Below are 20476 nucleotides of genomic sequence, written 5' to 3'. Positions count from 1 at the left end.
GTTGTTGCGTGATGGAGGAGATCCGGTGTCCAAGGTGAGGGTCGACTGGGACCTCTGTGAATCCAACGGAGTCTGTGAGGCGTTGGCGCCCGAGATGTTCGAGCTCGACGACGACGACATGCTCCAGGTGAGCGACCCGACCGTCACGGACGCGAACCGCTCGTCGGTCGAGCGCGCCGTCGCCTCCTGCCCGAAGTCGGCCCTGCGGATCGTGGAGTCGTGATGCCCGGTCTCGACGGCAAGGTCGCGATCGTCACGGGGTCGGGCCAGGGGCTCGGTCGCGCGGAGGCGGTGGCACTGGCGCGCGCAGGCGCGCGGGTGGTGCTCAATGACCTCACCGCGGAGGCCGCCGCAGACGCCCTGGCCGAGATCCAGGGTTTCGGTGGGTCTGCGGTCGTCGCGCCCGGTGACGTCTCCTCGGCCGAGACGGCGGACCTGATGCTGTCCACTGCTCTCGACTCCTTCGGCGGCCTCGACATCGTGGTCAACAACGCCGGCATCACCCGCGACAAGATGCTCTTCAACATGACCGACGAGGAGTTCGACCAGGTCGTCGACATCCACCTGCGTGGCCACTGGCTCCTCACCCGCCGCGCTGCGGGCTACTGGCGCGACCGGGCTAAGTCCACCGGTGCACCGGTCGACGCCGCCGTCGTCAACACGGCGTCGGAGGCGTTCCTCTTCGGTCCGCCGGGCCAGCCGAACTACGCCGCGGCGAAGGCCGGCATCGTCGCGCTGACCCTGTCGACCGCCCGCTCCCTCGGTCGGTCCGGCGTGCGGGCCAACGCGATCTGCCCCCGCGCCCGCACCGCGATGACCGCCGACGTCTTCGGCTCCGACGACTCCGGCCTCGAGGTCGACCCCTACTCGCCGGAGCATGTCGCACCGCTCGTCACCTACCTCGCCTCACCCTCGGCCAGTGCCGTCTCGGGCCAGGTCTTCGTCGTGTACGGCGGCATGGTCGCCCTCCTCGCCGCGCCGACCGTGGCCGCGCGCTGGGACGTGGACGGACCCGGGGTCTGGGATCCCGCCGACCTCGCTGATCAGGTGGGCGGCTTCTTCGCCGACCGCGACCCGTCGATCACGTTCGCCGCCGACGAGATCGGCCGACTCACCGCCCGCAGCGTTGCCACTGAAGGAGCCTCCGCATGACCTCGACCGGCCGACTCGCAGGGAAGGTCGCCATCGTCACCGGCGGCGCGCAGGGCCAGGGTGAGGCGATCAGCCGCGCCTTCGTGGCCGAGGGTGCCCGCGTGGTGATCGCCGACGTGGCCGACGAGCCGGGCACGCTGCTGGCCAAGGAGCTCGGGGACAACGCACGCTTCGTGCACCACGACGTCTCCTCGGAGTCCTCGTGGGCCGACGTCGTCGCGGCCACCGCCGAGGCGTTCGGGCCCGTGACCGTGCTCGCCAACAACGCCGGCATCCTGCGTTTCAACGAGATCGCGACCACCCCCGTCGAGGAGTACGAGCTGCTCTGGCGGGTCAACACGCTCGGCTGCTTCCTCGGCATCAAGTCGGTCATCTCGGCCATGACCGAGGCTGGTGGCGGCTCGATCATCAACGCCTCCTCGATCGAGGGCCTCGCCGGCATGCCGCTCGTCGCGGGCTACACCTCCACGAAGTTCGCGATCCGCGGCCTCTCGAAGGCCGCCGCGCTCGAGCTCGGCCCCAAGGGCATCCGCGTGAACTCCGTCCACCCCGGCATGATCGACACCGGCATGACCCGCGCCATGGGTGCCGACGACAGCGCCATGGAGTGGGGTGGCTCGAAGGTCGCCCTCAAGCGCGTCGGCGTCCCCGCCGACATCGCCCCGCTCTACGTCTACCTGGCGTCGGACGAGTCGAGCTACGTCACCGGCGCCGAGATCGCCATCGACGGCGGCGCTACCGCCACCCACGCCTACGGAGGGTGATCCGCCCTACGGCAGGATGAGTTTCACTGCCGTGTCGAGGTGGTTCTCGACCTCCTTGGCGGCCATCCGGCCGGTGACCCAGGAGACGAGGGCGGAGAGCCAGACGTCGGAGATGACGCGGATGATCGCGGCCTCCTCGGCGGTGGCGTCGCTGTGGTCGGGGGAGCCCGCCATGGCGCGGGAGATCACGGCGGTGAGCTGCATGCCGACGAGGTGGATCTCGTCGGTCACCGACGAGTCGGCGAACATGAAGGCCCGCACCATCGCCTCGGTCAGCTGCGGTTGGCGCTGCATGCTCTTCGTCATGCGCGACAGGATGTACATCACGCGCTCGTGGGCCGTGTCGCCCGGAGTCACGCGGGTCGACGTACGCGCCTCGGTGCCCTCGAACTCGCGGCCCAGCGCCGCGACGAGCAGGTGGATCTTGGAGGGGAAGTAGCGGTAGAGCGTGCCCAGTGCGACCTCGGCCCGCTCGGCCACCTCGCGCATCTGGACCGCGTCGAAGCCGCCTTCGGAGGCGAGGTCGATCGTGGCGTCCAGGATGCGCTTGCGTCGCTCGCGCTGCGCCGGCGAGCCGGCCTTCGCGCGCTCGGCATCGGCAACGGTGGTCACTGCTTCGGTGGTGGTCAACGCCCGCCCCTCCTCGAGATCGTGTGCGGTTCAGGCTAGTGCAGGTAGACGCGACGTTGTGTAACACGTTCTCTCTACGATGCGTGATGTCGCACACTAAGTGAAACACGTTCTAGTATCTGGTGTCATGCCCCTGGGACTCAGTGACGACCATCAGGCACTCGCGGAGAGTGTGCGCGAGTGGGCGCGCTCCCTCGGCCTTCCGGCGCTGATCCGTGCTGCCGAGTCGGAGAAGGCGCCGACGTACGGCGGGCTCTGGCCCGAGATCGTGAAGCAGGGGCTGCACCTCATCGCCGTCCCCGAGTCGCTCGGCGGCGGGGACGGGACGGTGCTCGACCTGGCCGTCGCGCTCGAGGCAGCAGCGGCCGAGATGGTGCCGGGCCCCCTCCTCGGCACCGCCGTGGCTGCAACGGCGCTCGGGGTCGTTGGCGCCGCGGCGCCCGTGCTGGACGAGGTGGCGTCCGGCGCAAGCCTCGGCCTCGCATCCCTGGGATCCCAGAGTCAGCATGTGACCCTCACCTCCCGGGGATCGCTGACGGGGGAGGCGCTGTCGTACGACGGCGCCGGTGCCACCTCGCACCTGGTCGGCGCGATCGATGAGCAGGGCGAGGAGTCGTGGTGGCTCGTTCCTGCCGCTGCCGTCGACGCAGAGCCGGTCGCCGGACTCGACCTCTCCCGCCGGGTGGCCCGTCTCCGCCTCGACGTGGGCGTCGATGAGGCGGAGGTCATGCGGCTTCCGGAGGTCACGAGTGGCGCCGTCCGGCGACTCCTCGTCACGCTGGCCGCGGCCGAGGCCGCCGGCCTCGCGTCGTGGTGTCTCTCGACCGCCGTCGCCTACGCCCAGGTGCGGGAGCAGTTCGGGAGGCCGATCGGGAGCTTCCAGGCGCTCAAGCACCTGATGGCCGAGATGGCCGAGACCGTCGAGGCGATCACCGCCTCGGCCTGGGACGTCGCGGCGTCCTTCGAGGGTGACGAGGCGCAGGCCCGGTTCGCGACCTCGGTGGCCGCGACGCATGTCTTCGACGGTGCCGTGTCGGTCGCGCAGTCCTGCATCCAGGTGCTCGGCGGCATCGGCTTCACGTTCGAGCACGACGCGCATCTCTATCTCCGTCGTGCGGCCTCGCTGCGTGCGCTCGTCGGCGACTCGGCCGAGGCCGCGGTGGCGCTTGCGGAGCAGGCCGCCGCCGGCGTACGTCGACAGCTGCGGGTCGACCTCGAGGGGCTCGACGACGTGCGGACCATGGTCTTCGACGTCGTCGCCGGAATCGTTGCAGCGGAGGACCGGCGCGCGGCCCTCGTGGAGACGGGTTACCTGATGCCGCACTGGCCGGCGCCGTACGGCATCGGCGCCTCGGCCGTCGAGCAGCTCGTCATCGACGAGGAGCTGGCGGCGGCCGGGGTCGAGCGCCCCGACCTCAAGATCGGAGGGTGGGCGGCGCCGACGATCCTCGCCCACGGCACGGACACCCAGCGCGAGCGGTTCCTCGGGCCGACGCTGCGCGGTGAGATCTCCTGGTGCCAGCTCTTCAGCGAGCCGGGCGCAGGTTCCGACCTCGCGTCGCTCGCAACCCGGGCGACCCGCGTGGAGGGTGGCTGGCAGCTGACCGGCCAGAAGGTCTGGACGTCCCTGGCGAAGGAGGCCGACTGGGCGATCTGCCTCGCCCGGACCAACCCGGAGGTGCCGAAGCACAAGGGCATCACCTACTTCCTCGTCGACATGACGTCGACCGGCATCGACATCCGTCCGCTGCGGGAGATGACGGGCGACACACTCTTCAACGAGGTCTTCCTGGACTCGCTCTTCGTGCCCGACGAGTGCGTGGTCGGCGAGGTCGACGGTGGCTGGACGCTGGCGCGCACGACGCTCTCCAACGAGCGGGTCGCGATGGCGTCGGCGCGCCTCGACGCCTCGGTCGAGCGCGCCGTCTCCCTGGCAGCGAACGGCCTCTCCGAGTCCGACCGGGTGCGCGTCGGACATGCCGTCGCGCTCGCGACGACGTGCGCCCAGCTCGGAGCCCGGTCGACCGTGCGCCGCCTGGCCGGTCAGGGGCCGGGAGCAGAGTCCAGCGTGGCGAAACTCCTCGGCGTCCGCTCACGACAGGACGCCTCCGAGCTCGTCGTCGAGCTGCAGGGGCGCGCGCTGCTCTCCGATCCCGAGGCGATGGCCGAGGACCTGCACGAGATGCTGCTCACCCGCTGTCTCTCGATCGCGGGCGGCACCACCCAGGTTCTGCGGAACGTGGTCGCCGAGCAGATCCTGAAGCTACCGCGCTAGGGACCTAGCGCAGATTCCCGGACGTCGCGGGGCGATTACCCGGATCTCGCGGGGCGGTCACCCGGATGTCGCGGTGCCACTCCAGCCAGCGCACGACCGCGTCGACGGCGTGGTGGGCGCGGATCGAGCCGAAGACGTCGAACGCGTGCTGGGCGCCGGGCAGCTCGGCGAAGGTGACCGTCCGCTGCGACACCTTCCGCAGGGCGGCGGCGAAGGCGCGGGCCTGCCGCACCGAGACCAGGCTGTCGTTGCGTCCGTGCAGCAGGAAGAAGTCCGGAGCCTCGGGGCTGATCCGGTGGATCGGCGAGGCGTCCTTGTAGTCGTCGGCCACGGCGGTCTCACCGAAGACCCGCAGCGCCAGGAACCGGTCGCGCATACCGACGGTGTAGGGGTCCTCGTCCTCACCGGCCATGTCGTAGACGCCGTAGAAGGGCACGCAGCCGGCCACCGGCACACCGCGCTCGGCCGAGGTGAGGGCGGCCAGCGATGACAGGTGGCCGCCTGCCGAACCGCCCGTCAGGACGAGGTGCGAGGCGTCGCCGCCGTACTCGCTGATGTGCTCCTTGACCCAGGCCAGCGCCGCGTGGACGTCGTCGATCTGCGCCGGCCAACGGTCGCGCGGTGCGAGCCGATAGTTGATCGCGACACAGACCCAGCCGCGGGCCGCCATCGCGTTCATCAGGAACCGGCCCTGCTCCTCCTTGTTGCCGATCGTCCACGCACCGCCGTGGATCTGGACGAGCACGGGAGCACCGGTCGGCACGTCGCCGGCGGGCACGTAGACGTCGAGGCGATTGCGCTTGCCGGCCGGGCCGTAGGAGACGTCCTTGATCCGACGGACTGCGACGTCCTTGAAGTTGAAGGGGCGCACCAGTCGGCGTGGGTCGGAGCGGCCCAGACTGACAGGCTCGCCGAGCGTCTCGGCGAGGGCGCGCTCGAGCACGCCGCGGGAGCGCTCGGCCTGCACGATGTTCCAGGCAAGTCCGGCGGCCGCCGCGCTGGCCAGTGCGAGCCCCGGAGCGCCGGCACGACGTCGTACGGCGGCCTGGGCCGTGTCGAGTAGAGCAGCCGTCAGGAGCTGGGGTGCGAGCTCCGACACCGGCCAGCCGGCCGCGAAGGTGGCGCTGCCGCCGCGCAGCGGGCGTACCGAGTTGGCGACGAGTGCGGCGAGGACGCCATGACGCAGGGTGAAGGCGAGAGACACGCCCGCCAGCGTAGGGCGCACACCGGTCGATTGCTGAAACTTGTTGCAGTTTCGCGCGTACGATGCGGCCGTGGATCGACTGACCGGGCTCGACGCCAGCTTCCTCTACCTCGAGTCACCCGAGCAGCTGATGCACGTCTGCGGGCTGCTGCTGGTCGACCCGGCGACGATGCCGGACGGATACGAGTTCGGCAGGCTGCGCGACGCGATCGGGCACCGGGTGCGCGACGTGCCGATGTTCACCCGGAAGGTGAAGCGGGTGCCGCTCGACCTCGACCACCCGATCTGGGTGGAGGACACCCACTTCGACATCGACCGGCACGTCCACCGGCTCGCCCTGCCGGCACCCGGCGGCGAGGAGGAGCTCAGTGAGCTCGTCGGGCACATCGCCGGCCTCGGCCTCGACCGGGCCCGCCCGCTGTGGCAGATGTGGGTGATCGAGGGGCTGGCCAGCGGCCAGGTGGCGGTGCTCTCCAAGATCCATCACGCGAGCGTCGACGGCGTCAACGGCGCGAGCGCGCTCTCCTTCCTGTGCTCCCTGGAGCCCGACGCGCCGCTGCTCGACCTGCTGCCGGAGATCCCTGCGACGGCTCGCGTCCCGGGGACGCGGGAGCTGCTCGTCCGCGGACTCGCGGCGACGGCCGGGAAGCCCCTGCAGTTGGCGCGGATGGTGCGGCCAACCGTCGGAATCCTGACCGGGGCGGCGCGACGCACACTCGTCGGGACCGCGATGGCGGCGCCGCTGACGGCGCCGCGCACCTCGTTCAACGGAACCATCACCGGGCACCGCTCGGTCGCCTTCGGCGACCTGTCGCTCGACGAGGTCAAGGCCGTGAAGAACGCCGTGGCCGGAGCGACGGTCAACGACGTCGTGCTCGCCGTCAGCGGTGGGGCGCTGCGTCGCTACCTGCTCGATCGCGGCGAGCTCCCTGCGACGTCGCTGATCGCGGCCGTGCCCGTCTCGGTGCACGCGACCTCGAAGCGCGAGGGCGGTCGCAACAAGATCTCCTCGCTCTTCACGCGACTCGGCACCGACATCGCCGACCCGCTCGAGCGGCTGCAGGAGCTGACCGAGGCCAACCGCAACGCCAAGGAGCACCACCACGCCATCCCTGCTGACACCTTGCAGGACTGGGCGGAGTTCGCGGCGCCGCGCACCTTCGGCCTCGCCGTGCGGACAGTCACGGCGATGCGTCTGGCCGACCGTGGCCCGGTGATCCAGAACCTCGTCATCTCCAACGTGCCCGGGCCGCCGGTGCCGCTCTACTTCATGGGGGCGCGGATCGACGCGCTCTACCCCTTCGGGCCGATCTTCCACGGTGCCGGTCTCAACATCACCGTGATGAGCAACAACGGCGAGCTCCACGTCGGCGTGATCGCGTGCCGCGAGTCGATGCCGAAGCCGTGGGAGCTCACCGAGGACTTCGGCAAGGAGCTCGCGGCGCTCGCTGAGGCGGTCGGGGTCAGCTGACCCGGTCGCGGCGGCGCGCGCTGACGGTGGCGAACGCCTCGAGCAGCGCCGGACCGAAGCGGTCGGCCTGCATCACGCAGCCGGCGTGACCCATGTCCGCCTCGTGGACGGTCGCGCCCGGGATGCGGGCGGCGAGGTCGCGTTGGCGCTCAGGCGGGATCACCCGATCCTTGGCGGTCAGGACGACGGCGGTCGGGACGTCGATCCGGCCGAGCCACGGCTTGGCGTTGTGGCGGCCCAAGGAGGCCACGGCCTGCGCGACGGCCCACGGACTCGTGCTGCGCCACTGGGCGAGTGCCCACTGGCCGGTGTCGGTGGGACCGACGTCGAGGGCGGAGGCCGTACGTCGGCCCGCAGCCCGTGCAGTGCGGCTCCGACTGAGGGTGCGCAGCGCACCCATGCCGAGCTCCAAGCCCTGCATGAACCCCATCTCCGGCCCGGTCACGCGGAAGTGCGGCGTCGTCGCACACAGGACGAGGCCGCCGATCAGGTCGGGATGCTGCCGCCAGGTCCGTTGTGCGATCACGCCGCCCATCGAATAGCCGGCGACGATCGGCTGCTCGAGGCCCAGCTCGGTGATCACCGCCGCGACGTCGTCGGCGCAGTCGTAGAGGCTGAACGCCTCCGACATGATCCCGCGACCGTGCCAGCGCTGGTCGAAGGTCACGACGCGGTAGTGCTCGCTCAGCGCCTCGAGGACCGGGAACCAGGTGAGCAGCCCGGTGCACCCGACCGCGTGCAGCAGCACCACCGCGGGAGCCTCGGGAGTCGGCCCCGGGATGTCGGTCAGCCAGGTGCGACCGCGGCGCGGAAGCTCGAGCCATCGGCCCTCGGGGATCGCCACCTGGGGAACCCGGGCACGGCGACGTACCCACTCGGCCAGAGGTGGACGTGGACTCACATCGGAAGCCTAGGGGAGTGACGACCGAAAGTAGAACACGTTACAGTTCGAGTGTGTTGGACGACGAGACCACGAGTGCGATCCGTTCGGTGGTGGCCGAGGCCTTCTCCCGCGGCTCCGCCGATCCCGAGGCCCGCCTGCGCGCCCTCGCCGAGGCAGGGCTGGGCGACCTCGATGACGAGCAGCGGTTGGTGGTGCTCGACGAAGCCGGACGTCGGGGCGTCGTGCTGCCGGCGGAGTCGACCGTCGAACGGCTCACGATCGGCGCCGGCCTCCTGGCGGGTGCACTCTCACTGACGGCCACCTACATCGGGGAGCGGTCCCAGTTCGGTCGCCGGCTCGCGGAGTTCCAGGCGGTCGCCCAGCAGATCGCCGACGTGTACGTCGTCTCCCGGCTCACCTCGCTGGCGGCCGCGCACCTCGCGTCCGGGACGGCCTCGGACGACGACGCCGCCATCGCCGCCTACTGGTTCTGCGACCGGGTCCCCGCGGCGCTCCAGACCTGCCACCACCTCCACGGCGGCATGGGCGTCGACGAGACGTACCCCCTCGGCGACTACTTCTCCGGCGCGCTCGACGTCGCCGCGGCGCTGGGGGGCGTGATCGGATCGCTCGGCGCGGTGCCGGTGCGGGAGTCGGCGAAGAACCCGGAGCTGGCCGAGGAGGTGCGATCGTTCAAGGCCGACTGCCGCGACTACTTCGCGGGGCTCGCCACCCGCGCCGACCGCGAGGAGTTGCTGGTCGACCGGCACGGCGCGGCGTATCACCGGATCATCAAGCAGATGGGCGCCGACGGGCAGCTCGGCGTCGGCTGGCCGATCGAGTACGGCGGACAGGGCCGCTCGGCCCTGGAGCAGACGATCTTCGCCAACGAGGCGGCCCGTGCCGACGTACACCTGCCTGCCGTGACGCTGCAGACCGTCGGCCCGACGTTGCAGGCCTTCGGCACGGACGAGCAGAAGGAGCTCTTCCTGCCGCGGATCCTCACCGGCGACGTGCACTTCGCGATCGGCTACTCCGAGCCGGAGGCGGGCACCGACCTCGCCTCCCTGCGTACGTCGGCACGGCTCGATCCGGCCACGGGCGACTGGATCATCAACGGCCAGAAGATGTGGACCACCGGCGGCCATGCGGCCGACTACATCTGGCTCGCGGCGCGCACCGACCCGGAGGCGCCCAAGCATCGCGGCATCTCGATCTTCATCGTCGACACCCGCGACCCCGGCTTCTCCTGGACGCCGATCCGCACCATCGACGGCTCGCACCACGTCAACGCGACCTACTTCAACGACGTGCGGGTCCCGGCATCGATGATGGTGGGTGCTCCCGGCGAGGGCTGGAAGCTGATCACGACGCAGCTCAACCACGAGCGGATCATGCTCGGCCCGGCCGGACGGCTGGAGGGCCTGCGCGACCTCGTCTTCGACTGGTGCGAGGCGCGGTCGCTCCTCGAGAAGCCCGGCGTGCACGACGTACTCGCCCGGGTGACGACGGCCTTCCGGCTCAACGAGCTGTTCAACTGGGAGATCGCGTCGCGACCGATCTCGGGCGGCTCCTCGGTGGCCGACGCGTCGGCCTGCAAGGTCTTCGCCTCGGTCGAGGTGCAGCGACTCGGTCTCGACCTCCTCGGCATCGTGCAGACGTACGGCGACGCCGCCGATCCCGAGACGGCGTGGCTGATCCGGCTCCTGACCGCCACCGCCAAGCGGAACCTCGTCCTCACCTTCGGCGGCGGCGTCAACGAGGTGCAGCGCGAGCTGATCGCCCAGTTCGGCCTCGGCCTGCCCAAGGTGCCGCGATGACCCACGACGCGGTCATGGAGCGCGCCGAGGAGATCAAGGCCTGGGGTGAGGCGGCCGAGCGGGTCGCGCGCGACGAGGTCAACCAGCCGCGGATCAACGACTGGCTCGAGGCGATGGACTTCCCTTCGGCGTCTCGGGCTCGGTTCCAGGGTGGCGAGGCGCCGCCGTCGATGGCCCAGGTCTGGACCATGTACGGCCTCGGCGGCCGTCCGGCCGACGACGACCCGCTCCACGCCATGATGGGCTTCCTGACCTCCGTGGGCTACACGGCCGTCCTCGGCACCAACTGCGAGCAGGACTACATCCGCTACCTGCGGGTCGGCGAGCGGGTCCGCGTGACCACCGCACTCGTCGACGTCGTCGGTCCCAAGACGACCGGCATGGGCGAGGGCTACTTCGTGACCTCGCGCAACACGTGGTGGGTCGACGCACCTGAGGGGAGCAGCGAGAAGGTGGCGACGATGCTCTTCCGGGTGCTCAAGTTCAGGCCCGCCCGATGACCGGTCCGGTGCGGCCGGTCGTCAACCGGGACAGCGAATTCTTCTGGGAGGGCGCCCGCAAGGGCGAGCTCCGCATCCAGTCCTGTGCCGCGTGCGGGGCGCTGCGGCACCCACCGGGGCCCTCCTGCCCGTCCTGCGGCGAGTTCTCACGTGACTACGTGATCGCTGCCGGCACCGGCACGGTCTTCTCGTACGTCGTGCACCATGCCCCGCAGCTTCCGGGAAAGGAGCTCCCGTTGACGATCGCGCTGATCGACCTGCCCGAAGGCGTCCGGATGGTGGGGGAGATGACGGGCGATGTGTCGGACCTCCGCATCGGTGACCCGGTCTCTGTCGAGTGGAACGTCATCGACGACGAGCTCACGCTTCCCATCTGGAGGCGAGTCCCGTGAAGACACTGGAGGTGGGCGACGTCCTGCCCGAGTGGTCGCTGCCGATCACTCCCACCTTGGTCGTGTCGACCGCGCTCGCGACGCGGGACTTCCAGGACGTGCACCACGACCGCGACCGTGCGGTGGGGGCCGGCTCGAAGGACATCTTCGTCAACATCCTCACCTCGACCGCGCTGTGTGAGCGGTTCGTGACCGAGTGGGTCGGGGCCGACGTACAGATCAAGGGCATCGCCATCCGTCTCGGAGCACCGGCGTATCCCTATGACACGTTGACGTTCTCCGGCTCCGTCGAGTCGATCGAGGACGGCGTCGCGACGATCGCCGTCACGGGTGCCGTCTCGCTCGGCTCGCATGTGACCGGTGCTGTGAAGGTGGCGATCGCATGAGCAGGACCCTCAGCGGCAAGGCCGCGATCGCCGGCATCGGGGCGACGGAGTTCTCCAAGGAGTCGGGGCGCTCCGAGCTCCAACTCTCGGTCGAGGCCGTGCGCGCAGCGCTCTCCGACGCGGGACTCTCGGTCGGCGACGTCGACGGGCTCGTCACGTTCACGATGGACAACTCCTCGGAGATCGCGGTGGCCCGTGAGCTCGGCATCCCTCACTTGAGCTTCTTCAGCCGGATCAACTACGGCGGCGGCGCTGCCTGCGCCACGATCCAGCAGGCCGCCATGGCGGTCGCGACCGGTGTCGCCGACGTGGTCGTCGCCTATCGCGGCTTCAACGAGCGCTCGGGCCAGCGCTTCGGCCAGGTCCAGTCGTGGGCCGCGACGCAGGTCAACACCAACGGGCTCGACAACGCCTGGACCTACCCCTTCGGGCTGAGTACGCCGGCCGCCACCGTCGCGATGCAGGCGCGGCGCTACATGCACGACTTCGGTGCGACCTCTGAGGACTTCGGACGCGTGGCGGTGGCCGATCGGCGCCACGCGGCGTCCAACCCCGCGGCCTTCTTCTACGGGAAGCCGATCACGCTCGAGGAGCACCAGGCCTCGCGCTGGATCGCGGAGCCGCTGCACCTCCTCGACTGCTGCCAGGAGTCGGACGGGGCCGTGGCTCTCGTGGTCACGACGCCCGAGCGCGCTCGCGACCTGCCGCACGTGCCCGCCCTCATCGTCGGTGCGGCGCAGGGATCGGGAGCCGACCAGTTCGTGATGACGTCGTACTACCGCGACGACATCGGGATCCCCGAGATGGCCGTCGTCGGTCGATCGCTCTGGTCGCAGTCCGGGCTCGTCCCTGACGATGTCGCGACCGCTGTGCTCTATGACCACTTCACGCCGTACGTGCTGATGCAGCTCGAGGAGCTCGGGTTCTGTGCGCGGGGTGAGGCACCGTCGTTCATCGCGGACGGGGCGATCGAGATCGGCGGCCGCCTCCCGATTAATACCCACGGCGGCCAGCTCGGCGAGGCCTACATCCACGGCATGAACGGCATCGCTGAAGCGGTCCGCCAGGTCCGCGGTACGTCGGTCAACCAAGTCGTCGCCGCTGCGTCCGGCTCGCCTGTGCTGGTCACCGCGGGGACTGGGGTCCCGACCTCGGGGCTGATCCTCTCGGCGTAGGGCCTGTTCTCGTCAGGCCTCGGCCAGGAACTCCCTCAGCGCATCGGCCACCTGCTCGGGTGCCTCCTCCGCCTGGTGGTGGCCCGAGTCGATCACACGATGGGTGATCGGCTGCTCGAGCCATGGCGCCCAGATCGCGGCGGGGTCACCCTGGATGTCCAGGTCGTCCTGCGCCGACTCGAGCAGCAGCGTCGGGCAGGCGATCCGGCGTCCTGCGTCGCGGTCGGCCTCATCGTGGTCCCGGTCGATCCCCAGGCCGGCGCGATAGTCCTCGCACATGGCGTGAACGACGTGAGGGTCGCGGAGGGCCGCCCAGACGTCGGCGTGGTTGCCGGCGCCCATGACCTCGGGCGGTGGTGTTCGGTACCAAGCATCGGGGTCGGCGTTGATGACACGTTCGGCGGGCTTGTCGACCTGGCCGAGGAACCACCAGTGCCACCACGCCTGCGCGAACCGGGCGTCGGTCCGCTCGAGGTGCTCGATGACGGGCAGTCCGTCCATGACGACGAGGTGAGTCACCCGTTCGGGATGGTCCATCGCTGTGCGGAACGCAACGAGGGCGCCTCGGTCGTGGCCGACGACAGCGAAACGGTCATGTCCCAGTAGGGACATCAGAGCGGTGACATCGGCCGCCATGGCGCGTTTGCTGGACTGCGCATGGTCAGGCGCATCGGGCGGCACGGTCGACTGTCCGTAGCCGCGAAGGTCGGGGCAGACGACCACGTGATCCGCGCTCAGCAGCGGTGCGACCGCATGCCACGTGGTGTGGGTGCGTGGGTGCCCATGCAACAGCACCACCGGAGTGCCCGCCCCGCCATGCCGCACCCGCAGGGTCACGTCATCGAGCTCCACACGCTCGAGGGAGAAACCGTCGAACATGCGCCGCGCTCACTCGCCCAGCAGTTGGACGGTCCGATCGTCGCGTTCGCCGGCGAAGAAGGTGTTGAGCACGCGCTGGAACGCTGCCTCTGACGGAGCGGCGACAGCGAAGAGCGTCATCGAGGACCGCAGCTTCATGTCGTCGGGCGAGCCCATGATCTCGTGGGCGCTCCGCTCGGGATGGGAGAGGACCGCGTCCGCAGCTTGGATCAGACGCGGTCCGAGCACCGGGTGGTCCAGGTACGCGCGTGCCTCCGCGAGCGATCGGATCGCAAACTTCTTCGCAGTCGGCGACGACCCCAGCCCGTCGACCTGGGGAAAGACGAACCACATCCAGTGGGTCGTCTTCTGTCCAGCGCGCAGCTCCTCCAAGGCACGCTCGTAGACACCGTTCGCCTGCGCCTCGACGAAGCGCTCCAGTTGGTAGACGTCCTCACTCATGCCTTCGACCATAGGTCGCAGGTCCATCTGTCCTCGGCTACTCGTCGCGGACGCGACCGCGGAGGGCCTTCGTGCGGCCGGCGAGCTTCTTAGCCTCGACACGACGCCGCTGGGAGGCGCGGCTCGGCCTGGTCGGGCGCCGCGGCGGCGGGGGTGGGGCGACTGCCTTGCGCAGGACGTCGATGAGGCGCTCACGGGCAGCGACACGGTTGCGGAGCTGGGATCGGTGTTCGGAAGCCACGATCGAGATCTGCCCCTGGCTCAGCGAGCCGGCCAGGTTACGGAGGATGCGGGAGCGCTGGGCAGGCGTGAACGCCACGCTCGTCTCTGGCGCGAAGAGCAGCTCGACGCGCGTGTCCGTGGTGTTGACCGACTGGCCGCCGGGGCCGGGGGAGCGGGAGAACCGCTCGACGAGCTCGGCCGCCGCGATCGTGGCGCCGTTCGGAAGCCCGGGTCCTGCGGGGATCTGGAGATCTCGACCCGGTTGGTTCATGACGTCGACGGTAGCGCCCTCAGGTCCGCCGACTGAACCGAATTGTTCCGTCGGGGAGGCGCTCGTGCAGGTAGTCGGCTGAGTGGATGCGCCTGTGGTCGGGGCGGCAGAGCAGGGCCATCCGATTGAGGTCCGTCTTGCCGCCCTTCGACCAGGGGTCGAGGTGGTGGACCTCGGCCCAGGAGGCGGGCTTGTCGCAGCCTTCGGCCTGACAGACCAAGGCTCCAGGTGAGGGAATCGCCTTATATCGTTGGGGTTTCGCCGTCGGCGCCGGAGCCGGTGGTCCCTTTGGATGCAGGGCTCAGGCGTGCTTGTCCTCCGGAGTCTCGTCGGGCTGGACCGACCACGCCGGCGGCTCGTCCTTGCCGGACTCCTCGTCCTTCTCGGCGTCCTCGGCGGTGGCCTGGACGAGGCCGGGAGCGTGGTGGACGGGCGCGTAGACGGTGTAGAGCTGCAGCGGCTCGTCGCCGATGTTGGTGACGTTGTGCCACGTGCCGGCGGGCACCATGATCGCCCAGCCGTCCTCGACCTCCTTCTCGAAGGAGAGGTCTTCCTTGGCAGGCCCCATCTGCACGCGGCCCTTGCCGCCGTCGATGCGCAGGAACTGGTCGGTCTCCGGGTGCGCTTCGAGGCCGATGTCGTCTCCCGGAGGGATCGACATCAGGGTGACCTGGAGGTACTTCCCGGACCAGGCGACAGTGCGGTAGGTCGTGTTGTCGAGCGTCTCCGTCTCGATGTCGAAGCTCTGCGGGTCAGGGCCGATGTCCTTGATCGTCATGCATTTCAGTGTGTATGGACGTTCAAGAATCTGGCTACTGTCGAAGGGTGACGCTGTTCGACGTTGAACTCCCGTTGGTTGCTGCCCCGATGGCAGGGGGAGGGACGACGTCGGAGCTGGTGCGGGCGGTCATGGGCGCCGGTGCCTTCGCGTTCGTCCCGGCGGGCTATCTGAGCGCCGACGAGTTCGACATCCGCCTGAAGGAGGCGCAGGTCGAGGGCCACCAGCCGGGCGTGAACCTCTTCGTGCCACGGCGTGCCCGGTTGGCGCCGGCGGCCTTCGATTCCTATCGGCAGGTGATCACCCCCGAGGCCGAGGCGCTCGGCGTCGAGCTCGACACCGAACCCCACTGGGACGCCGACGACTGGCACGCCAAGCTCGGTCTCCTCCTGAGCAACCCGGTGCCGTGGGTGTCGTTCACCTTCGGTCTCCCGACCGACGCGGAGATCGCCTCGCTCCATGACGTCGGCACCCGACTGGTGGCGACCGTGACCACCGTGCCGGAGGCCAAGCTCGCCGCGCGCACCGGCATGGACGCCCTCATCGTCCAGGGTCCCGAGGCGGGCGGACACAGCGCGACGTTCGACCCGCTCCGCGAGATCGAGGACGTGGACCTCGTCGACCTGATCGGCAAGGTGCGCGCTGCGGTCGACCTGCCGATCGCGGCCGCCGGGGGTGTGGACGGGCCCGATCGAGTGGCGGAGCTCATTGAGGCGGGCGCAGAGACGGTCACCGTCGGCACGCTGCTGCTCCGCTCCGACGAGTCCGGCGCCTCAGCGACGCACCGCGAGGCGCTCACCGACCCGCGTTTCCAGCACACCGTCCTGACCCGCGCCTTCACGGGACGGCCCGCCCGCGCCCTCTTCAACGGCTTCATCGACCGTCACGACTGGCAGGCCCCGACGGGCTACCCCGAGATCCACCACCTGACGCGCAGGATCCGCGCCGCCGCAGCTGAGAAGGGCGACGCCGATCGCCTCCACCTCTGGGCCGGCACCGGCTTCCGCGCCGCCCAGGCCAAGCCCGCGGCGGAGATCATCCAAGAGTTGTCGGCCGGAGTGCGCTGACGCGTGCGACTGCAAGGCGCCACCGGGAAGGCGGCCTTGGAGCGAAGCGGCCGCCGACCGGTGTGCAACGCAGCAGGCGCTCCGTCAGCGTGCGCCGGCGGCGTGCTTGCCGGCGCGGCGGCCGAAGTAGCTACCCTCGCCGAGCTGCATGCCCGAGCAGTACCCCTTGGCGTCCTGGGCGATGTTCACGGCACAGGCGCCGCCGGCGTACAGGCCCTCGATCACCGAGCCGTCAGCACGCTGCACCCGTCCGTCGAGGTCGACGCGCATGCCGCCCATGGTGAACCCGGCGTACATGGCCTTGCCGAGGCGCAGGTCGATGACACCCCACGGCGCCTTGTCCTGCGGGGCGATCCAGTCGTGGTACTTGTGAAACTCGGGGTCCTCGCCGGCCGCCGCGTGCTTGTTGTAGTCGTTGAGCGTCTGCTCGAGCGCATCGAACGGGACGCCGATCCCGTCGGCCATCTCCTCGACGGTGTCGTACCCGTCGAGGAACGGGGTGAGCGGCATCGACGGCATCTCGATGTGCTCGGAGTCCACGATCAGGTAGGCCTCGGAATCGTCCTGTTCGAGCACGAAGGCCGACATCCGGGAGTGGTAGGAGTCCTCGGGTGCGAAGCGCCGCCCGCGCTTGTTGACGATGATCCCGGTCATCAGGATCGACGGCGGGTAGAACGGCGCCGTCTGGAACCCCTTGTCCATCCCGCGCCACTCCGCGCCGACCGACTTCCCGAGCCGCAGGCCCAGGCCGTCGTCGTACGTCGACGCGAGCGGGAAGAGCTTCCCGGAGCCCAGCAGCGGGACGTGCTCGGCGACCATCTCCGCGTTGCCGACGAAACCGCCGGCCGTGATGATCACCGACCGGGCGCGGAGGTAACCGCGCTCGTCGAACCGACGCCACGCGACGCCGACGACGCGGCCGTCCTCCACGACGAGGTTCGAGGCACCCGTCTCGTAGCGGATCTCGGCGTTCGTCTGCTCCAACTGGTCGGCGAGTGCCTCGATCACCATGACGGCGCCGCCGGTATCGCCGGGCTTGGGCACCTTGTGTCCGCGCGGGGCCGGCTTGGCGACGTCGCGGAAGGGGTACACCTTCTCGTTGCCGGTGAACATGACGCCCTCGGTGCCGGGCTGGATGACGGCCTTGCCGGGGAAGAAGCTGCGCTCGAAGGTGATGCCCAGCGACTCCACCCAGTCGAAGTGCTCGACGGAGTCGGTGCAGTAGGCGTGGATCTTCGCCGCGGTCTCGGGGTCCACGTCGGTCCCGGTGGGCAGGCCGTCGGCAGCGATGGCGAGGAGGTACTTCTCCATCTCCTCGGCCGAGTCCTCGATCCCGCACGCCTGCTGCACGGCGGTGCCGCCGCCGAGGTAGAAGTGGCCGCCCGCCATCGCCGTCGTGCCGCCCGGTGTCGCGGCGCGCTCGAGCAGCACGACGCGTGCACCCGCGCGGGCCGCCTCGAGGGCAGCGCTGCCACCGGCGATGCCGAAGCCGACCACGAGGACGTCGACGCTCTCGACACTGGCCGGCCAGCCGGGAACGGTGGCGGCGTCGATCACCTCTGGAATCTCAGTACTCATGACTCAGCTTTCTGGACTTCGCAGTCGGCCAGGACGGGCGAGCCGTCCCGCTCCGGTGTCGCGGGGGCCGCGATGGCCGCGCGTACGACGACACGGTCCGTGTCGTCCCACATCTGGATCCGGATGGTCTCACCCGGGAACACGACGCCGGCGAAGCGCGCCGAGTATCCCGCGACGCGCGAGGCGTCGGAGTCGAGCAGTGCGTCGGTGACCTCGCGCAGCACGATGCCCCAGGAGCAGAGGCCGTGCAGGATCGGCGCCGGGAAGCCAGCCCCCGCTGCGAATCCGGGATCGGCGTGCAGCGGATTGCGGTCACCGGAGAGGCGGTAGAGCAGGGCCTGCGCGGGGGAGGTCGCGAAGTCGACCACGCGATCAGGTGCGCGCTCGGGCACCGGCACGGCGGTCGAGGGGCCGCGCTCGCCGCCCCAACCACCCTCGCCGCGGACGAAGATCGACGAGGTGGCGGTCCACATCTCCTCGCCCGTCTCGGAGACCGCCGTGGCCTCCTGCACGATGACGGCGGCCTTGCCCTTGTCCCACACCTCGCTGATCCGGGTGCGAAGCACTCCGGTGCCGCGGGGAGGGAGGGGTCGGCGCACGCGGATCGCCTGGGAGCCGTGCAGCACCTGGGCCAGGTCGATGTCGCAGCCGGGGAGGTCCAGCGTCGGCGGCTCGGTCGAGGCCAGCATCGGTGCGACGATCCCGAAGGAGGGCAGCACCTGGAGGTTGTCGGCGTCCGGGTAGTCGAGCGTGTAACGCAGCGCCGCCGCGTCGGTGAGATCGGACGGACGCTGTCCGGCCCCGATCCCGAGGTGGTAGAGCATCACGTCGTCGGGGCCCCACGCCAGCGGCTGGTCGGGGAGTTGGGCGCCGCGGGCCTTCTCTGCGTCGATCGGCATCAGGCGCTCGCAAGGTCTTCTGCAGCGAGGTACCCGAAGACCATGGCCGGGCCGATGGTCGCTCCGGGGCCGGCGTACGTCCGTCCCATCACCGCCGACGAGACGTTGCCGGCGGCCCAGAGGCCCTCGATCACCGACCCGTCGGGTCGCAGCACCCGCGCGTGGGCATCGGTGACGAGACCGCCCTTGGTGCCGAGGTCGCCGGGCAGGATCTTCACGGCGTAGAAGGGTGCCTTGTCCAGCGGCGCGAGCGAGCAGTTCGGCTTGACCGTCGGGTCGGAGTAGTAGTGGTCGTAGCCCGAGACACCGCGATGGAAGTCCTCGTCGTCGCCGGTCCGGGCGAAGCCGTTGAACCGCTCGACGGTCGCGGCGAGGTTCTCCGCCGGGACACCGATCCTCTCCGCCAGGCCCTCGATCGATTCCGACTTCACGACGAACTCCTCCTTGAACCAACGGCCGGGGATGGGCTGCTGGCCGGAGAGGCCGGCGAAGATGTAGCGGCTGCGGTAGGTCTGGTCGAAGATCATCCAGCTGGGCACGTGCTCGACCCCGCTGGCCTGGCCCTTCTGGATCTCGTGGACCGCCTCGACGTAGGGGAGTGCCTCGTTCATGAAGCGGCGGCCCTCGGCGTTGACGATGAACGAACCGGGCAGGTTGCGCTCCGAGAGCAGGAACCACGAGCGCCCGGGCAGCATGATCGTGGGTCCCCACCAGGCCTCGTCGAGCAGGTCGGTGGCGGCACCGGCGGCGATGCCGGCGAGGATGCCCGCGCCGGTGTTCGACGGTGCGCCGGTCGACCAGTCGACGTTCTGCGGGGCCGGCTGCCACTTGTCGCGCAGCTCCTGGTTGTGCTCGAAGCCGCCGCTGCCGAGGATCACGCCCTTGCGTGCGCGGAGCTCCTTCGGGCCGTCGGGCGTGCTGACCCGGATGCCGACGACGCGGCCGCCCTCGACGATCAGGTCGGTGAGCTCGTGCTCGTAGAGGACGGGGACCTGGGCGTCCATCAGGCCCTTGCGCAGGCTGATCGCCAGCGCGGCCCCCATCCCGAAGAGCCTCCGGCCGAGCAGCGTGGAGATGACCTTCCGGAGGCCGACCCGGACCATCGTGAGCGGGCCCTTGATCGTGCGGAAGCCGGTCGCCATCTTCCGGAAGTCCGCCTGGGTGACGACCATGTTCGCCGGGGCCTTGGCGTACGGCGGGTGGAGCCGCTTCAGTTCGTCGCCGATGATCCGCGCGTCGGTGGGGACGGGCTCCACGGAGCGGCCCTTGAGCCGTCCGCCGGGTGCCTCGGGGTGATAGTCGGCGTAGTCGGGGACCCACTTCAACCGGACCGGTGTCGCCGCTCGGAGGAATTCGAGCACCTCGGGGCCGCGGTCGACGTAGGTGTCGCGGCGCTCTCTCGGCACGACGTCGCCGACGATCGACTCGAGGTAGAGCTTGGCCGCGTCGGCGTCGCCCGGCTCGACCTGGCCGGCGGCCTTGAGCGCGTAGTTCCCGGGGATCCACACGCCGCCGCCGGAGCGGGAGGTGGAGCCGCCGAAGTACGACGACTTCTCGATCACCACGGTCTCGAGGCCGTGCTTGGTCTTCGCGGCGAGGGCGGCCGTCATGCCGGCACCGCCGGCGCCGACGACGATCACGTCGTAGGTGGATTCCACGAAAGAAGTTCTAGCACAAAAAGTAGAACGT

At 70.2% G+C, this 20476-nt stretch carries 22 protein-coding genes; 11 read left to right on the top strand and 11 right to left on the bottom strand.

Going from position 1 to position 20476, the window contains the following annotated elements:
* Positions 1–25 precede the first annotated feature (25 nt).
* Genes LH076_RS09410 through LH076_RS09400 form a run of 3 tightly spaced genes read left to right on the top strand, consistent with a single transcriptional unit; the run spans position 26 to position 1916 of the window.
* Positions 26–223 carry a ferredoxin gene (locus LH076_RS09410; RefSeq protein ID WP_227780431.1) on the top strand — a complete coding sequence of 66 codons (198 nt, stop codon included), beginning with the start codon at positions 26–28 and terminating at the stop codon, positions 221–223.
* Positions 223–1152: a 3-oxoacyl-ACP reductase gene (locus tag LH076_RS09405; protein ID WP_227780430.1), complete on the top strand. Its 930-nt coding sequence runs from the start codon at positions 223–225 to the stop codon at positions 1150–1152. The genes LH076_RS09410 and LH076_RS09405 overlap by 1 nt, the downstream gene beginning before the upstream one ends.
* A complete protein-coding gene (locus LH076_RS09400) occupies positions 1149–1916 on the top strand; it encodes a glucose 1-dehydrogenase (RefSeq protein WP_227780429.1) in 768 nt (255 codons plus the stop codon). Before LH076_RS09405 ends, LH076_RS09400 begins: the two co-directional genes overlap by 4 nt.
* A gap of 6 nt (positions 1917–1922) precedes the next feature.
* On the opposite strand, the gene LH076_RS09395 is transcribed toward LH076_RS09400, so the two are convergent.
* A complete protein-coding gene (locus LH076_RS09395) occupies positions 1923–2546 on the bottom strand; it encodes a TetR family transcriptional regulator (protein ID WP_227780428.1) in 624 nt (207 codons plus the stop codon).
* 127 nt (positions 2547–2673) lie between these two features.
* Here LH076_RS09395 and LH076_RS09390 point away from each other — a divergent pair, with 127 nt between their 5' ends.
* Entirely contained in the window at positions 2674–4821 is a 2148-nt protein-coding gene (locus tag LH076_RS09390; RefSeq protein WP_227780427.1) for an acyl-CoA dehydrogenase, read from the top strand.
* A gap of 4 nt (positions 4822–4825) precedes the next feature.
* Here LH076_RS09390 and LH076_RS09385 read toward each other — a convergent pair whose 3' ends face one another.
* Positions 4826–6025, bottom strand: a complete 1200-nt coding sequence (locus LH076_RS09385; RefSeq protein WP_227780426.1) for an alpha/beta hydrolase — start codon at positions 6023–6025, stop codon at positions 4826–4828.
* A gap of 70 nt (positions 6026–6095) precedes the next feature.
* On the opposite strand from LH076_RS09385, the gene LH076_RS09380 reads away from it, so the two are divergent.
* On the top strand, positions 6096–7496 hold the full coding sequence (locus LH076_RS09380; protein WP_227780425.1) for a WS/DGAT/MGAT family O-acyltransferase: 1401 nt from the start codon (positions 6096–6098) through the stop codon (positions 7494–7496).
* Here the strand turns inward: LH076_RS09380 and LH076_RS09375 are convergent.
* On the bottom strand, positions 7489–8397 hold the full coding sequence (locus LH076_RS09375) for an alpha/beta fold hydrolase (protein ID WP_227780424.1): 909 nt from the start codon (positions 8395–8397) through the stop codon (positions 7489–7491). The genes LH076_RS09380 and LH076_RS09375 overlap by 8 nt on opposite strands.
* Positions 8398–8450: 53 nt before the next feature.
* Here LH076_RS09375 and LH076_RS09370 point away from each other — a divergent pair, with 53 nt between their 5' ends.
* The 5 genes from LH076_RS09370 to LH076_RS09350 are packed head-to-tail and all read left to right on the top strand — an operon-like array spanning position 8451 to position 12652.
* The gene (locus tag LH076_RS09370) at positions 8451–10199 is read left to right on the top strand and encodes an acyl-CoA dehydrogenase family protein (protein ID WP_227780423.1); all 1749 of its coding nucleotides are present in this window, start codon (positions 8451–8453) and stop codon (positions 10197–10199) included.
* Positions 10196–10699: an FAS1-like dehydratase domain-containing protein gene (locus LH076_RS09365; RefSeq protein ID WP_227780422.1), complete on the top strand. Its 504-nt coding sequence runs from the start codon at positions 10196–10198 to the stop codon at positions 10697–10699. The genes LH076_RS09370 and LH076_RS09365 overlap by 4 nt, the downstream gene beginning before the upstream one ends.
* Positions 10696–11091 carry a Zn-ribbon domain-containing OB-fold protein gene (locus LH076_RS09360; RefSeq protein WP_227780421.1) on the top strand — a complete coding sequence of 132 codons (396 nt, stop codon included), beginning with the start codon at positions 10696–10698 and terminating at the stop codon, positions 11089–11091. The genes LH076_RS09365 and LH076_RS09360 overlap by 4 nt, the downstream gene beginning before the upstream one ends.
* Positions 11088–11477, top strand: coding sequence for a MaoC family dehydratase (locus LH076_RS09355; RefSeq protein ID WP_321573695.1), 390 nt, complete (start codon positions 11088–11090; stop codon positions 11475–11477). Before LH076_RS09360 ends, LH076_RS09355 begins: the two co-directional genes overlap by 4 nt.
* Positions 11474–12652 (top strand): lipid-transfer protein, encoded by a 1179-nt coding sequence (locus tag LH076_RS09350; RefSeq protein WP_227780420.1) that lies wholly within the window; start codon positions 11474–11476, stop codon positions 12650–12652. Before LH076_RS09355 ends, LH076_RS09350 begins: the two co-directional genes overlap by 4 nt.
* A gap of 12 nt (positions 12653–12664) precedes the next feature.
* Here the strand turns inward: LH076_RS09350 and LH076_RS09345 are convergent, their stop codons facing one another.
* The 5 genes from LH076_RS09345 to LH076_RS09325 form a co-directional block, all read right to left on the bottom strand.
* On the bottom strand, positions 12665–13531 hold the full coding sequence (locus LH076_RS09345; RefSeq protein ID WP_227780419.1) for an alpha/beta fold hydrolase: 867 nt from the start codon (positions 13529–13531) through the stop codon (positions 12665–12667).
* A gap of 9 nt (positions 13532–13540) precedes the next feature.
* Positions 13541–13972, bottom strand: a complete 432-nt coding sequence (locus tag LH076_RS09340) for a DUF1810 domain-containing protein (RefSeq protein WP_227780418.1) — start codon at positions 13970–13972, stop codon at positions 13541–13543.
* Between the two features lie 37 nt (positions 13973–14009).
* Positions 14010–14465: an alternative ribosome rescue aminoacyl-tRNA hydrolase ArfB gene (gene arfB / locus LH076_RS09335; RefSeq protein WP_227780417.1), complete on the bottom strand. Its 456-nt coding sequence runs from the start codon at positions 14463–14465 to the stop codon at positions 14010–14012.
* 19 nt (positions 14466–14484) lie between these two features.
* Positions 14485–14685, bottom strand: coding sequence for an HNH endonuclease signature motif containing protein (locus LH076_RS09330; protein WP_227780416.1), 201 nt, complete (start codon positions 14683–14685; stop codon positions 14485–14487).
* Between the two features lie 81 nt (positions 14686–14766).
* Complete coding sequence (locus LH076_RS09325) at positions 14767–15243, bottom strand: cupin domain-containing protein (RefSeq protein ID WP_227780415.1); 477 nt, start codon at positions 15241–15243, stop codon at positions 14767–14769.
* A 47-nt stretch (positions 15244–15290) separates the two neighbouring features.
* Here LH076_RS09325 and LH076_RS09320 point away from each other — a divergent pair, with 47 nt between their 5' ends.
* A complete protein-coding gene (locus LH076_RS09320; protein WP_227780414.1) occupies positions 15291–16310 on the top strand; it encodes a nitronate monooxygenase in 1020 nt (339 codons plus the stop codon).
* An 84-nt stretch (positions 16311–16394) separates the two neighbouring features.
* On the opposite strand, the gene LH076_RS09315 is transcribed toward LH076_RS09320, so the two are convergent.
* The 3 genes from LH076_RS09315 to kstD are packed head-to-tail and all read right to left on the bottom strand — an operon-like array spanning position 16395 to position 20445.
* A complete protein-coding gene (locus LH076_RS09315; RefSeq protein WP_227780413.1) occupies positions 16395–17888 on the bottom strand; it encodes an FAD-binding protein in 1494 nt (497 codons plus the stop codon).
* Positions 17885–18787, bottom strand: coding sequence for a MaoC/PaaZ C-terminal domain-containing protein (locus LH076_RS09310; protein ID WP_227780412.1), 903 nt, complete (start codon positions 18785–18787; stop codon positions 17885–17887). Before LH076_RS09310 ends, LH076_RS09315 begins: the two co-directional genes overlap by 4 nt.
* A complete protein-coding gene (gene kstD / locus LH076_RS09305) occupies positions 18787–20445 on the bottom strand; it encodes a 3-oxosteroid 1-dehydrogenase (protein ID WP_227780411.1) in 1659 nt (552 codons plus the stop codon). The genes LH076_RS09310 and kstD overlap by 1 nt, the downstream gene beginning before the upstream one ends.
* Positions 20446–20476: the final 31 nt, after the last annotated feature.

Origin of the sequence: Nocardioides sp. Kera G14 (assembly GCF_020715565.1) — a bacterium.
Taxonomy (GTDB): domain Bacteria; phylum Actinomycetota; class Actinomycetes; order Propionibacteriales; family Nocardioidaceae; genus Nocardioides.
This window is presented reverse-complemented; position numbering and strand designations above follow the sequence as displayed.